We start from the raw sequence: 13,312 nt of genomic DNA, 5'->3' as shown, positions 1-13,312 counted from the left end.
ATATAACCGCAAACAGTTCTTCGCGAAGAAGTCTTCGCGAAGAACTGTTTGCGGTCTATGGTGGGGCCATGACCGATCATGGCGACACCCTTTACTCCCCGGACCCGGAGGACGCGGTCGTCCTGGACGCGAAGGGGCTCCGCGCCCTCGCGCATCCGGTGCGCGTGCAGGTGGTGGGCCTGCTGCGCAAGCACGGCCCATCGACGGCCACCCGGCTCGCCGAGCTGCTGAACATCAACTCCGGTGCGGCCAGCTATCACCTGCGCCGGCTCGCCGCCGCGGGTTTCGTGCAGGAGGACACCGCGCGCGGGAACGCGCGGGAGCGATGGTGGCGCGCGGTTCACCGGTCCACCTTTCTCGACGACCTGGACCTGGCCGAGCGGGAGCCCGAGGCCACGGTGGCCTACCTGCAGTCCGTCGCCGCCACCTACACCATGCGCACCCAGCGGGCGATCAACGAGCTCCAGACGATGCCGCGCGCGTGGCGCGCCGCGTGCGACATGAGCGACTGGGCGCTGCGGCTGACCCCGCAGGAGGCCACCGCCCTGCGGGAGGAGTTGTGGGCGGTCATCACGCGCCACCGCCGCGACGTACCGGAGGCGGCCGGCGCGCCGGAGGACGCGGAACGGGTGTCGGTGATCGTGCAGATCCTGCCCGAACTGGACGCGCCCGCCGCCCGGGAAGACGACGCCCGATGACGCACCAGGACGCGATCAGCGGCGGTTCCTCCCGCGCTCGCAGGCTGCGGCCGCTGGGCGGGCTGCTCGCGGCCATGGCGGTCGCGTTGACCGGCACCCGGGTGTCGGCCATCGCGCTGCCGTGGTTCGTGCTGGTCACGACCGGCAGCGCCACCCAGACCGGGCTGGTGGCCTTCTGCGAGATGACTCCGTACGTGGTGGTCAAGGCGCTGACCGGGCCGCTGGTGGACCGGGCGGGCCCGCGGGTCGTCTCCTGGAGCACCGACGCGGTCAGCGCGGCCGCGGCCGGCGCGATTCCCCTGCTGCACGCCGTGGGCCTGCTGTCCTTCCCCGCGCTGCTGGCCCTGGTCGCGGTGATCGGCGCCGTACGCGGCCCCGGCGACCTGGCCAAGCATGTGATGGTCCCGGACGCGGCCGAGCGCGCCGGCGTGCCGCTGGAGCGGGCGACCGGCCTGTCCGGGGTGACCGAGCGGCTGGCCTCCACCGTCGGACCGGCGGTCGGCGGCCTTCTCGTGGCGTTGCTGGGTCCGATGACCGGTCTCGCGCTCAACGCCGCGTGCTTCGCCCTCGGGTCGCTGATCATCTCGCTGGCCCTGCCACGCGGCATGGGGCACCCGGCGGACGGCGCTCCGCCCGCTTCCGGCTACTGGCGGCGTTTCGGCGAGGGCTTCGCCTTCCTACGCGGCGAGCCGCTGCTGCTCACCATCATCGTCATGGTCGGAATCACCAACCTGCTGGACGCGGCGTTCAACACCGTCCTGCTGCCCGTGTGGGCTGAGCGGTCCGGTAACGGCCCGACTGCGATCGGCCTGAGCAACGGCGTCTGGAGCGTTACGGCGGTCGCGGGAAGCCTGGTCGCCGCGGCCGTCGCGCACCGGATGCCGCGCCGGGTCGTGTTCTTCGCGGGATTCCTGCTGGCCGGGGCGCCGCGGTTCCTGGTGCTGGCCGCCGACGCGCCGATGTGGGCGGTGCTGGGGGTGTTCGCGGTGAGCGGGGCCGGTGGGGGCTTCCTGAATCCGATCCTGGGGGCGATCACCTTCGAGCGGGTGCCGCACGGCCTGCGCGGCCGGGTCAACGCGCTGGGTGACGCGATGGCGTGGGCGGGCATCCCTCTGGGCGGGCTGATCGCCGGGGCGGCGGTCGCGTGGTCCGGGCTCGCACCGGTGTTGCTGGCGGCGGGCGCGGCGTACTTCCTGACCACCAACCTGGCCGCGCTGCTGCCGCAGTGGCGTGAGATGGACCGCCTGCGCGGCCGGGGCGCCCGGGAGTCCCGGGCGGCCGATCCGGCTTCCGTCGGTGGCGACGTCCTGTGAGATGACCTCGTACGCGGCGGCGGCCGGGATCGATGTCCTACTTGTGTGCGGTGAACATGCTGATCAGGCTGTGGGGTGCGTCGTCGCCGAACATGAGCTCGTGGAGGTGGGCGGCGTCGGCGGCCTCCGCGGCGCTGCGGGGGAACAGGGCCTGCTCGTATTCGGTGAGCGCGGCCTCGACGTCGCCGGGGTGCGCGGCGATGGCCCTGCCGAGTTCGGCGCCGTCGTACATGGCCAGGTTGGCGCCTTCGCCGGACGGGGGCATGAGGTGGGCGGCGTCGCCGAGCAGAGTCACGCCCGGCACGCGATCCCACCGGTGCCCGCTGGGCAGGGTGTTGAGGGGGCGCAGGACCGGTGCGGTGTCACTGTCGGTGATCAGCGTGGTGAGCTCCGGCGCCCAGCCGTCGAACTCCTGCGCGATCCGTGCGGTGGCCGCTCTTGTATCGGTGAAATCGATGGCGGCGAACCATTCCTGCGGTTTGCGGAGCGCCACGTAGGTGTGGAGGGTCCCGCCTCTCTCCCGATGAGCCTGGATCGCCTTGCCCGGCGCAAGCGCGTACATCGCCCCGTCGCCGACCGCTTTCGCGCCGGCCGGGTGCCGGGTGTCGGCGTCGAACAGGTAGGTCTCGATGAACGACATGCCGACGTACTCGGGTGTGGCGTCGGAGAGCAGCGGCCGGACCCGTGACCACGCGCCGTCCGCGCCGACCAGCAGGCTCGTGACGACGGAGGTGCCGTCGGCGAAGGTCACCTCGTGGCGGCTGTCGCCGAGGGCGCGGACGTCGCCGGCCTTGTGACCCCACCGGACGGTGCCGGCCGGGAGCGAGCCGAGCAGCATCCGCCGCAGCTCGCCGCGCATCACCTCGGGACGTCCGCCCGTGCCGTCGTCGGGTTCTTCGAACAGGACGGTCCCGTCCGGGGCGAGGGCCCGTGCCGCCTGACGGCCCTCCAGGACGAGGCCGCGGAACTCCTCGATCAGGCCCGCCGCCTGGAGAGCCGGTTGGCCGTTGTGGTCGTGGATGTCGAGCATCCCGCCCTGGGCGCGCGCCGCCGGGGAGGGCTCCGCCTCGTAGACGGTGGCCGGGATTCCGTGGACGTGCAGGACGCGGGCGAGCGTGAGGCCGCCGAGTCCGGCGCCGATGATCGTGACGTGGGTGGTCATGGTGCTTCCTTCCTGATCGCGGACCGCGAGGTCTGGAACGCCGTTCCAGCAGCCGCAGTGTGGAACGCCGTTCCATGGCTTGTCAAGCTGGAATGGCGTTCCACGACGTCTAAGATGGGCACATGGCAACCAGGACGCGTCGCCCGGAACGACGGCAGGAACCGCTCTCACCGGAACGCATCGTCGGCGCCGCCGTCGAACTCCTCGACGCGGTGGGCGAGGACGGTCTCACGTTCCGCGCGCTGGCCGAGCGCCTCGCGACCGGCCCCGGGGCGATCTACTGGCATGTCAGGGGCAAGACCGAACTCCTCGCCGCCGCCACCGACGCCGTCGTCGCCGCCGCTGTGACCAGCGGGCCCGCCGAGTCTGCGGACTCGCCGCAGGACGGGATCCGCGCCGTCGCGCTCGGCCTGTTCGACGCGATCGAGGAACACCCGTGGCTTGCCGCGCAGCTCGCAACGCAGCTCTCCCGCAGCCCCTGGGGGACGGTGGCGCCGCGGATCTTCGAAAGCATCGGCCGGCAGGTCCGCGCGCTGGGCGTGCCCGAGGGCAGCTGGTTCACGGCGACCTCCGCGCTGATGCACTACATCCTCGGCGCCGCCGGCCAGAACGCCGCGAACACCGCGAGTGCCGGCACCGCCAGGCCCGACGTGGACCGCGCCGAGTTCCTCGACGCCGTATCGGCGGCGTGGGAAGAGCTCGACCCCGACGACTACCCGTTCACCCGTGCCGTCGCGAAGCAGGTGCGCGGGCACGACGACCGCGAACAGTTCCTCGCCGGAATCGCTCTCATCCTCGCCGGCATCACCGCGATCCACCCGCTCACCACGTAGCCGCCGCGTAACCGTCCCGATCGGGCACTTCGCCGGGCCGCCCGGGTCCGCACGCCCCGGCTGGATCACCCGCGGTCTGGGTGACCCGTCCTGAGTCCCCGGCGCAGCCGGGCCGGGTCGACTTCGGTCACGGCCGTCTTCCCGTCCAGCTCCCAACCCTTCCCGTACGCCGCGGCGAAGGCCTCCTCGCCCAGCGTGGCCCGCCCCCGGCGGGTGAGCTCGCGAGCCTGCCGATCGGTGCGGTCGTGAGCGCCGCGCAGCCGGGAGGCGGCGCCGAGCAGGACGGCCGACTCGTGATGCCGCCCGTGCGCCTCGGCGAGCGCCGCCGCGTTCACCGCCACCAGCGACAGGACCGGCAGGTCCCGGGTCACCAGCGCCGCCGCGTACGCCTTCTCCAGCGCCGTCTCCGCGCTGGCCAGGTCACCCGTCTCCAGGCACAGCGAGGCTCGTACGCTGCCGACCAGCGTCCGCACGTGGTCACCGGGGAATGTGGTGTCGCCGTGCAGACCCCGTTCGGCGTGGTCGAGCAGCTCCCGCGCCCGGTCCAGGTCGTCGAGCCGCACCCGGAAGGCGGCCTCCCACGCGTCGACAAGGAACAGCATCTCCGGCGAGGCCGCGCGCAGCGCCCGCTCCCGGGCCGAGTCGATCATCGCAATGGCCAGGTCGGTGTCGCCGCGCCGCAGGTGCAGGTCGATCCAGCGCAGATCGCCGAACACCTCGTCGCCGAGGCCGAGCGAGCCGAACTCACCGGCCAGTGACCGGGCCTCGCGCAGGTCGGCCAGCGCGCCGTCGAGGTCGTCGTCGTACTGCCGCAGCTGGGCGCGCAGCGGCAGCACATTGGCCTGACCCCAGCGGTCGCCGACCTGCCGGAAACAGGCCAGGGCCGCCTCCACGTCGCTGCGCATCTCGTCGAGCTCGCCGGCGTTCTCGGCGAACTGTGCCCGGAACATGCGGGCCAGTCCGGACAGCCACACGTCGTCGCCGCCGGCCAGGCGCTCGATGATCGCGAGCGTGGTCTTCTCCTCCTGCCGGAACGCGAGCGGGAGCGCGGTGAGCGCGCCGTACGGGCCCGGCAGCTCCGGGTACGCGAGCAGCCGGTCGGCCAGCTCGCGCATCCGCGCCTGGTCGTCCGCGGTCTCCTCGGCGGTCGTCCCTGACCGGGTGCCGACGCGGTTGATCAGGTAGATCGCGTGGGCGCAGTCGCGGTCGGGCGTCGGCGCGCCGCCGGGCACCGCCAGCGCCTCGCCCAGCCAGTAGGCCGAGTCGGAGCGCCGGCCGAGCATCTGCCAGTACCAGGTCAGGTTCAGGGCGAGAGCGACCGCGCCGGAGGCGTCGCCGGTGTCGCACCGCCGGCGCAGGGCGGCCAGCGCGTTGTCGTACTCGGCGGCGATGGCTCTCATGGCCGCGAGCTGGCCGGGCCCGCGCAGCTGCGGGTCGTACCGGGCCATCAGCGCGGCGAAGTAGCCGGCGGCCAGGTCGCGGACGGCGCCGAGGTCGCCCGTCTCGGCCAGGCGATCGGTGCCGTACTCGCGCAGCGTCTCCAGCATGCGGTAGCGGCCCGGGTCGGGCGCGAGCTGCAGCAGCGACCGGTCGACCAGGCCGGCGAGCAGCTCGGCGATCTCGGTGGACGGCACGGCGGTGCCGGCGCAGACCGCGGTGGCCGAGGCCACCGTGACGCCGCCGGGCAGGACCGAGACGCGTTCGGCGACCGTGCGCTCGTGCTCGCTCAGCAGCTCCCAGCTCCAGGCGATGACCGCGCGCAGCGTGCGGTGCCGGGGGAGCGCGGTGCGGCTGCCGGTGGTGAGCAGCCGGAACCGGTCGGACAGGCCGTCGGCCAGCTCGGGCAGCGACAGCGTCCGCAGCCGGGCCGCGGCCAGCTCCAGCGCCAGCGGCATCCCGTCCAGGCCGCGGACCACCCGCCGGACCTCGGGCAGCGTCGTCTCGTCCACGTCGAAACCCGGGCGCACGGCGGCGGCCCGCTCGGTGAACAGGCGTACCGACGCCGCCCGACGAGTATGTCCAGCTCGTCGCCCTCGACCCGGTTCCGGGCCTCGAACATCGCGCCCCTGCCGCCGACGCCGCGCAGCCCGATCCCGGCGAGCACGGCCGCGCCGACCTTGGCCGGCTCGGCGACCGAGGCGAGGTCGATCATCCAGGCGCCGTCGCGGTACTCGGGGCGGTGGCGGCGGGCGGCCTCGACGGCGAGACGCGTCTTGCCCGCGCCGCCGGGACCGAGCACGGTGACCAGGCGCCCGGCGGCGAGCAGCGCGCCGATCCGGGCGAGGTCGTCGTCGCGCCCGATGAAGCTGGTCAGCGGCGCGGGCAGGTTGCTCGACCCGGTCTGCGCGGCGTCGGCGGCCGAGGCGGGCCGCTCGGCACGCAGCAGGCGCAGGTGGCGCTCGCGCAGGGCGGCGCCCGGATCGGTGCCGAGGACGTCGGCCAGGGTGTCGCGGACCCGCTCGTACAGGGCCAGGGCCTCGGCCTGGCGCCCCTGGACGGCGAGCGCGTCCATGAGCAGCGCGGCCGCCCGCTCGTGGACGGGGTGCTCGGCGAGCAGGGCGGTCAGGCGGGCGGCGGCCTCGCCTGCACGGTCCAGGGACAGCTCGGCGACGGCGAGGTCGGCGACGGCCTCGACCGAGGCGTGGGCCAGCCGGGTCGCGGCGGCGGGCGCCACCGCGGCGACGACCGCGGGCTCGGCGCCGGGGCGCTCGCCCCACAGCGCCACGGCCTCGCCGAGCACGGCCGCCGCGGTGATGGGGTCGCCTGCGCGCAGGCGGTCACGGCCGGCGGCGGCGAGCCGCTCGAACCGCAGCACGTCAACGTCGGCCGCGTCCACGTCCAGCCGGTAGCCGCCCGCGTCCTGCGCGACGTCGCCGGCCGTGCCGAGGGCCCGGCGCAGCCGCGAGACGAGGGCCTGCAGGGCGTGGGCGGGGCCGGCGGGCGGGTCCTCGGCCCAGATCGCCTCGACCAGGACGCCCTGCTCGACCGCGCGCCCGCCGGCGAGCGCCAGCCGTACGACCAGACCCTGCAACCGCGCACCAGCAATGGGCAGGGCCGCGCCACCGCGAGCCACCTGAAAGGCGCCGAGCAGCGTGACGCGAAGCCGCGCATCCCCGTCCATCTCCCGATCGTCGCGCACGCACCGTCGAGTCCCCAAATCACGACAGGACTCTGGCTTTCCCAACAGGAGGGACGGCCGGAATACGGCAGAAAGACACCGCGTGGAGTTGCGCCGCACCGCGGGATGTCGGCCAGTCGGCATCGAGCGTTCGTGCGTAAGCGGCTGGGGGTGACCTACGAGGCGGCTCCGGTCCGGCAGGTCGCCGAGGACGCTATTCGTAAGGCGGTGCAGGCCACGGACAACCGGCCGATCTTGTCAACGTTGCGCTGGAGGAGCTGGTGCGCGCCCCGGTGCGAGCTGCCGGGCTACACCCACGCTGGACGCGATGGCCTCGGCGATCCGTATGCGGTCGCCGACCCGCAGCACCGGCGCGAGCTCGTCCCAGGTGATGCCGGCGTTGTGGAAGGTCGCCTCGGGGATGCGGGCTAGCCGGCAGGGGCGAGACGTCAGTCCAGATGGCTGCGTTCGATGATGATCGCGCCTGGGGTTTCACCGTCGGCCGCCGCCCGCTGGAAGCGCGGGCGGGTGTCCACCAGTCGAGCGCCGCGAGCGACCGCGACGGCGGCTTCGTCGGGAGAACCGGCGCAACTCGGCGCGCGCAGCGGCAAGCAGGCTGTCGACGGTCAGGGGCCCGAGGTTCTCCTTCGGTTCACCCATTGAAGAATTCCTCCAACACCCGTCGACGGGTGTTACTTCTCGGCCGTTCCGGGTTTCCCGCTGATGGACTCCTGATAGACGTCCGCGTAGGTGCGCGAGTCTTTGATCAGGTCGTCGCAGAAGGCGGCGACATCGTTGCCGATGAGTTTCAGGACTCCCCTGTTGGCCGCGACGCCCTCCTCGAAGAAATCGATGATCCCTGAGAGCAGGGGCCCGTCGAGCAAGTCGATCGGTCCAACCTTGAAGATGTACCTCTGAATCTCCTTGTAGACGATCTGATAGTCCGGCGGGAGCGCCTTGACCCGCGCCATGTGCGCCCGCCACTGCTTCTTGCCCTCGATGATGTCTTGGATGCCCACGTCAGCCTCCTAGCCGGCCCAATTTCTTTGCGACGTTCCTGTTCAACTGCTCGCGCCACCGGTCGCGATAGCTCCGAGCCCCTTCTCTGCCGGCCAGCGCCGCGCAGAAGCCCTCGACGTCGTCACCCAGCACTTCGTGAATGCTCTGCCCATCGGACGCCGTCTCTTCGAGCAGCCCCAGAGCATTGTCGAGAATCGGCATCAGGTTTCGGCCTGCGAAGTCGGAATAGGGAGAAAGATGCCTCTTGATCTCTTCCCATGCCGCCCAGTAGTCGGCCGGCAATACCTCGGCCCGGGCTTCGAACGCCTTCCATTCCCTGGTGAGATCGCTGCCTGTCATGGTCTCCCAGAAGTTCATCTCCCGCCCTCCTTGAGCTTGTCGATCCGTGATGTGATGTACTCCCATTTAGCCCAGAACGTCGCGAGTTCTTCGCGTCCCTCGTCGTTGAGTGCGTAGAACTTGCGCGGCGGGCCCTGCGCGGACGGTCGTTTCGTCACCTGGACGAGCCCGTTCTTCTCCAGCCGCAGCAGGATGGTGTAAACCGTCCCCTCGACGACGTCGGCGAAGCCCAGTTCGTTCAATCGACGCGTGATGGCGTACCCATAGGTCTCCTCGCGGCCGATGATTTCAAGCACGCAGCCCTCAAGCGTGCCCTTCAGCATCTCCGTCAGGTCGTCCATAGTGGATCCACTTCGGTCTCCCGGTACTTTGTATCAGCGAGTACCACTATACAGTATCACTGAGTAGTGAACCAATGCCGGCCTCAGAAGAGGAGCGGACCGGATCTACGCGGCAGCGGGGCCATAGCCACGGCCCCGGCAGAAGACGGCCTCCGTGACGGGCCGCGCCGGGATCGTTGGGCAATGAAACCCCTCGCGTTTGGGGTGTTGGCGAGCTAGCGTCGAGATCCACATCCACCGGGAGCCGTCCGATGACCGTCCCTGCGCCGTCCTGCCGTCTCTATGTGCTCCTCGCCACCGCCGCGCCTGTCGCTCTGATCATGCGCCGGGGTCCGGCCGGCTGGTGGCACCTGATGAAGTGGGACCTTCTCCGTTGTGAGGTGACACCCGGTGCCTGGTTTCGTGGAGCTCTCTACCCACGTCGGTGTGCTGCTTCGCCCGACGGCACGCTTCTTGGTTACTTCGCACTCGGGCACGGGCAGCCTCCGTGGGACACCTATTTCGCTGTATCCAAGACGCCGTGGCTGACCGCACTCACGGCTTGGCATACGAACGGCACTTGGGCTGGTGGTTGCGAATTCGCCCCGGACAACAGCCTGACGATCTCCGCTTCGATGGACAAGCAGCCCTTCCACGGCAACTATCCGTATCGGGTAACGGTGCAGAGGCTCGACCTCGACTGGGTCCGCCGGGACTTACGGAACGAGTTCAAACGCGGCTGGCGCCCCCTGTCCCAGGAAGTAGCCAAGCAGCTGCCCCTGGAGTTACGCCAAGCCGTGCTCATCGAGCGCATCCGGCCGGGCGACGACCGCGCGCTGGTACTGGCCCACACAGGCACCGACTTTCAGCGGCACGGCATCGAGGGTGTCCAGGTCAGTTATCTGCGAGAGGATGACGACGGAATTCTCACGCCGCTGTCCGAGGCGGTCTGGGCCGATTGGGACAGCAAGGGACGACTGCTCATGGCCACCCGCGGCGGCGTCGTAATGATCAACGACCGGCGATCGGGCTCATGGACGCAGATATGGTCCCAGAACCTGTGCGACCTCACCCCGGCCCCGGCGCCCTCCCCTCACTGGGCGCAGGCATGGTAGCTGGCCCAGCGCCTCCACGGCGGCATTGTCCTCCCTCCGTCGTGAGGGCAAGGCGTGCGACATCGCGGTAACCATGAAACCACCAGATCATTCACTCGAATGCGCGACTCGGTCTGGTCGAGGCATGCCCAACGTGACTGAGCCGGGGCGCCTCGGCCCTTACATCGGTGCTCGCCACGGCCGGTGAAGAAGCGGCGGTCGCTGACCCGCCAGGGACCTGATCGGCCGGAAGTTCACTGCGATCGCGCCGGACCTGCTCCGGTGCGGCGCTGCTCGTGGTGCGCGCCCTCGGCCTGGCACCCGGCTCCACGTCGCGCTGCCGGCTTCGCCTCGTCAACATGCCGCCATACATGCGAAGGCTGCTCGCCATTCTCTCCGGGTCGGTCTCCGCAGCCTCCAACCCGCCTGAAGATCCGAACTCCACACAGGCCCTAGCCCCGCCGCCCGCGGCCGGGCGTTCGGCCGGCTTCGTCGCGGGCGCAGGCCGCGACCGGTGACGCGATGATGGGATGCCGGAACGCGGAGGGGTGCTGGCACCCCCGTGATCCGCAAGCTGACATCATCGACCCGGAAACCCGTCCGTCCTTACCTTTCTGATTGTCGATCGAGGATTCACCGAATCGAATACCTCGGTATCCGAAAAGAAAAGGAAGGACGGGATTCCCATGAACAGGATTCGCCGGAAGGCCGGCATGGTCTCGGTTCTCGCCGCCCTGGCCGTGGGCGTGACACTGCCCACCGCCGGAGCGGCCAACGCGTCCGCGAGCGCGGCCAAGACGACCGTCTGGCCCTACGACATCCACCGGGGCGACTGCACGCTGTTCCAGCAGGCCAAGTTGGTTCTGACCTCGGATGGCAGGGCCAACTTCGAGGGTGTGGTCACCAGCAGCGACGACAACGACGCCTGGCTCATGTGGCTGACGCTCAAGGACCGCAACGGGGCCGTGCTCGGATCCGTCCACAACGACGACCCGGTCCCCGGCGACAGCACCAAGTTCGTCAAGAACCTGCCCAACCACCGGGATCAGTACCACTGGTTCGCCTCCGGCACGTTCGACCCCGGCCTCTACCCGCTGATCAAGCGGGTGGGACTGCGCGGCAAGTGCTGAGCCGGTCCGCGTGAGGGCGCCGACCGCTCGCTCGTCGCCCTCATCGCGGGCCGTTACCCGGCCCCGGCGCTGCTCCCCGCACGTCCCCCGAGCGACAACCACCGGCCTGCGAGGCGCGCCCCGCACCGCCGGCGGGGCCACGATCTCGCACCGCCAAGCGATGATCCCCAGCTGAAAAGTGCCTTCGAACTGATGCGGACAGGCCCTCGTACAAGGCCGTTCCCCAGCCCGAAGGCACTTTTCTCATATTGAGGATCGCTCCCGGAGAAATTCCCCGTGAAATCCCGCCGAAGCCGCCGCGGGCGCGGTCGACGTGAGTTCCCGCTGGACTGGCAGCGGCACCCGCGTGAGCGCCGCCGGGTCGGCCGGCGCCGCGTCCTTGATGCGATGCGTACGTCGAGCCCGGCCTTGCTCGCGTTGACGGCCACGCGTACAACCCCTGGCGCAGCTCGGCGCCCCACGCGTCGTTGCCCCGGCGTACGAAGTCGCGCAGCCAGGCGGTGTCCGCTGCCACCTGTCCGCGCAATCCCGGATCGGCGATCGTCCATTCGGGCGACGGCACCAGCACGCGGTGTCTTTCCGCCGTATTCCGGCCGTCCCTGGACAGCGCCGGCGCGTCGCAGGGCGGGAGTGTGAGCGCCGTGTGTGCCCGTGTGCGCCTCGTGTGTGCCTCGTGTGAGCGGCCCGCGTCAGTCTTGGGTGCCTGAAAGAACAGGAAGGCGAGCTTCGGAAGGGAAGTTCTCGTGCATGACGTAGTGATCGTGGGCGCCGGCCCTGTCGGTCTGTTCCTCGCCTGCGAGCTTGGCCTCGCGGGCTGCTCCGTCCTGGTGCTCGAGCGGGAGCCGGAACCCCGCTCCCCGTGGAAGGCGGACCCGCTCGGGATGCGGGGCCTGTCGGCCACGTCGGCCGAGGCGTTCTACCGCCGCGGGATGCTGCACCCGCTGCTGAAGGCGTCGGGCGTCGACGACTACCCCGGCGCGGACGAACCGGCACCCCCTCGTGGCGTGGGCCACTTCGCCGGCATGATGCTCGATCCGGCCAAGGTCGACGTCGCCGCCCTGCCCTTCCGGCTTCCCAGCCCGGCGATGGAGGGCGTGATGACGAACCTCGAAGCGGTCGAGGCGGTGCTGTCCGAGCGGGCATCCGCGCTCGGCGTGGAGGTAAGGCGCGGCGTCACCGTCTCTGCCATCGCGCAGGACGACGAGATCGTGGTCGCGCACGCCGGCGAGCACGAGTACGCGGCGCGCTGGCTCGTCGGCTGCGACGGCGGACGCAGCACGGTGCGCGGACTCGCGGGCTTCGACTTCGTCGGCACCGAGCCGCAGTTCACCGGCTACGCCGTGCTCGCCGCCATCGCCGATCCCGAGAAGCTGCGCCCCGGGTTCACCCTGACGCCGACGGGCATGTACCTGCGGACGCTCGCCGAAGGCCACATCGGCATGCTGGAGTTCGACGGCGGCGCGTTCGATCGCTCGCAGCGGCCGACTCACGACCATCTCCAGGCGGTCCTGCGCCGTGTATCCGGCACCGACGTGACACTGAGCGACGTCCATCTCGCCTCGAGCTTCACCGATCGGGCGATGCAGACGACGACCTACCGGCAGGGGCGCGTACTGCTCGCCGGCGACGCCGCTCACATCCACTCTCCCCTCGGAGCGCAGGGACTCAACCTCGGCATCGGTGACGCCATGAACCTGGGATGGAAGCTCGCGGCGACCGTGCACGGGTACGCGCCGGACGGGCTTCTCGACACCTACACCCGCGAGCGCCATCCGATCGGCGCATGGGTGCTCGACTGGACACGCGCCCAGGCGGCGGTCATGAGACCGGACCCGCATGCGCAGGCGATCCAGACAGTGATTCGCGACCTGATCGGAACCCGTGACGGAACGACCTACGTGTTCGGCAAGACATCGGGATCGTCGATCCGCTACGACCTCGGCAGCGAGCAGCCGCTGGTCGGCCGCAACGCCCCGGACCTTCGTCTCGAGGACGGCACCCGCCTCGGCGACCTGATGCGGGACGGACGAGGCGTCGCGCTCGACTTCAGCACCGACCGGCTCCTCCACGCGTCAGCGATGGGGTGGGAGCGTCGGATTCGGTACGCAGCAGGGCCGGCCGGAAACAACCTCGGATTGGGTGTCGTGCTTGTCCGACCCGACGGCGTCGTCGCCTGGGCAGGTAACCACGACGACCCCGATCGTGAAGCGTTCGAGCGGGCCGCCGGCCATTGGTTCGGCAGCCCGGCGATCTGAAGCTGCTGCGGGCCCCCAAGGGCGCGAAGG

Annotated in this window: 12 protein-coding genes; 6 read left to right on the top strand and 6 right to left on the bottom strand. The window is 70.9% G+C overall.

The genetic code is table 11. The features are described 5' to 3' along the window. Positions 1-68 precede the first annotated feature (68 nt). Both IL992_RS27180 and IL992_RS27175 read left to right on the top strand, forming a co-directional pair. The gene (locus IL992_RS27180; RefSeq protein WP_193206203.1) at positions 69-698 is read left to right on the top strand and encodes a winged helix-turn-helix domain-containing protein; all 630 of its coding nucleotides are present in this window, start codon (positions 69-71) and stop codon (positions 696-698) included. Next, the gene (locus tag IL992_RS27175) at positions 695-2,011 is read left to right on the top strand and encodes an MFS transporter (protein WP_193206202.1); all 1,317 of its coding nucleotides are present in this window, start codon (positions 695-697) and stop codon (positions 2,009-2,011) included. The genes IL992_RS27180 and IL992_RS27175 overlap by 4 nt, the downstream gene beginning before the upstream one ends. A 37-nt stretch (positions 2,012-2,048) precedes the next feature. Here IL992_RS27175 and IL992_RS27170 read toward each other — a convergent pair whose 3' ends face one another. Further along, complete coding sequence (locus IL992_RS27170) at positions 2,049-3,173, bottom strand: FAD-dependent oxidoreductase (RefSeq protein WP_193206201.1); 1,125 nt, start codon at positions 3,171-3,173, stop codon at positions 2,049-2,051. A gap of 122 nt (positions 3,174-3,295) precedes the next feature. Between IL992_RS27170 and IL992_RS27165 the strand changes: the two genes are divergently transcribed. After that, positions 3,296-4,006, top strand: a complete 711-nt coding sequence (locus IL992_RS27165) for a TetR/AcrR family transcriptional regulator (protein ID WP_193206200.1) — start codon at positions 3,296-3,298, stop codon at positions 4,004-4,006. Positions 4,007-5,732: 1,726 nt separating this feature from the next. Here IL992_RS27165 and IL992_RS46570 read toward each other — a convergent pair. The 5 genes from IL992_RS46570 to IL992_RS27140 form a co-directional block, all read right to left on the bottom strand. Next, positions 5,733-7,127, bottom strand: a complete 1,395-nt coding sequence (locus tag IL992_RS46570; RefSeq protein ID WP_226873839.1) for an AfsR/SARP family transcriptional regulator — start codon at positions 7,125-7,127, stop codon at positions 5,733-5,735. A 446-nt stretch (positions 7,128-7,573) separates the two neighbouring features. Continuing rightward, positions 7,574-7,735 carry a hypothetical protein gene (locus IL992_RS27155; protein ID WP_193206199.1) on the bottom strand — a complete coding sequence of 54 codons (162 nt, stop codon included), beginning with the start codon at positions 7,733-7,735 and terminating at the stop codon, positions 7,574-7,576. 81 nt (positions 7,736-7,816) lie between these two features. Then, on the bottom strand, positions 7,817-8,143 hold the full coding sequence (locus tag IL992_RS27150) for a DUF1048 domain-containing protein (RefSeq protein WP_193206198.1): 327 nt from the start codon (positions 8,141-8,143) through the stop codon (positions 7,817-7,819). A gap of 1 nt (position 8,144) precedes the next feature. Continuing rightward, positions 8,145-8,501, bottom strand: coding sequence for a DUF1048 domain-containing protein (locus tag IL992_RS27145; protein WP_193206197.1), 357 nt, complete (start codon positions 8,499-8,501; stop codon positions 8,145-8,147). Beyond that, positions 8,498-8,824: a PadR family transcriptional regulator gene (locus IL992_RS27140; protein ID WP_193206196.1), complete on the bottom strand. Its 327-nt coding sequence runs from the start codon at positions 8,822-8,824 to the stop codon at positions 8,498-8,500. Before IL992_RS27140 ends, IL992_RS27145 begins: the two co-directional genes overlap by 4 nt. Before the next feature lie 251 nt (positions 8,825-9,075). Here IL992_RS27140 and IL992_RS27135 point away from each other — a divergent pair, with 251 nt between their 5' ends. The 3 genes from IL992_RS27135 (at position 9,076) to IL992_RS27125 (ending at position 13,282) form a co-directional block, all read left to right on the top strand. Next, positions 9,076-9,918: a hypothetical protein gene (locus tag IL992_RS27135; protein ID WP_193206195.1), complete on the top strand. Its 843-nt coding sequence runs from the start codon at positions 9,076-9,078 to the stop codon at positions 9,916-9,918. 665 nt (positions 9,919-10,583) lie between these two features. Further along, positions 10,584-11,027 carry a DUF6294 family protein gene (locus tag IL992_RS27130; RefSeq protein WP_193206194.1) on the top strand — a complete coding sequence of 148 codons (444 nt, stop codon included), beginning with the start codon at positions 10,584-10,586 and terminating at the stop codon, positions 11,025-11,027. Positions 11,028-11,770: 743 nt separating this feature from the next. Further along, positions 11,771-13,282, top strand: a complete 1,512-nt coding sequence (locus tag IL992_RS27125; protein WP_193206193.1) for an FAD-dependent monooxygenase — start codon at positions 11,771-11,773, stop codon at positions 13,280-13,282. Positions 13,283-13,312 lie beyond the last annotated feature (30 nt).

The sequence above is a fragment of the Microbispora sitophila genome, from assembly GCF_014892245.1.
Classification (GTDB): Bacteria; Actinomycetota; Actinomycetes; order Streptosporangiales; family Streptosporangiaceae; genus Microbispora; species Microbispora siamensis.
This window is presented reverse-complemented; position numbering and strand designations above follow the sequence as displayed.

Bases quoted from the DNA above. Each gene is read 5' to 3' on its own strand.
- IL992_RS46570 (WP_226873839.1), bottom strand. From the start codon at position 7,127: ATGGACGGGGATGCGCGGCTTCGCGTCACGCTGCTCGGCGCCTTTCAG.
- IL992_RS27145 (WP_193206197.1), bottom strand. From the start codon at position 8,501: ATGAACTTCTGGGAGACCATGACAGGCAGCGATCTCACCAGGGAATGG.
- IL992_RS27140 (WP_193206196.1), bottom strand. From the start codon at position 8,824: ATGGACGACCTGACGGAGATGCTGAAGGGCACGCTTGAGGGCTGCGTG.
- IL992_RS27165 (WP_193206200.1), top strand. From the start codon at position 3,296: ATGGCAACCAGGACGCGTCGCCCGGAACGACGGCAGGAACCGCTCTCA.
- IL992_RS27170 (WP_193206201.1), bottom strand. From the start codon at position 3,173: ATGACCACCCACGTCACGATCATCGGCGCCGGACTCGGCGGCCTCACG.
- IL992_RS27135 (WP_193206195.1), top strand. From the start codon at position 9,076: ATGACCGTCCCTGCGCCGTCCTGCCGTCTCTATGTGCTCCTCGCCACC.
- IL992_RS27180 (WP_193206203.1), top strand. From the start codon at position 69: ATGACCGATCATGGCGACACCCTTTACTCCCCGGACCCGGAGGACGCG.
- IL992_RS27130 (WP_193206194.1), top strand. From the start codon at position 10,584: ATGAACAGGATTCGCCGGAAGGCCGGCATGGTCTCGGTTCTCGCCGCC.
- IL992_RS27175 (WP_193206202.1), top strand. From the start codon at position 695: ATGACGCACCAGGACGCGATCAGCGGCGGTTCCTCCCGCGCTCGCAGG.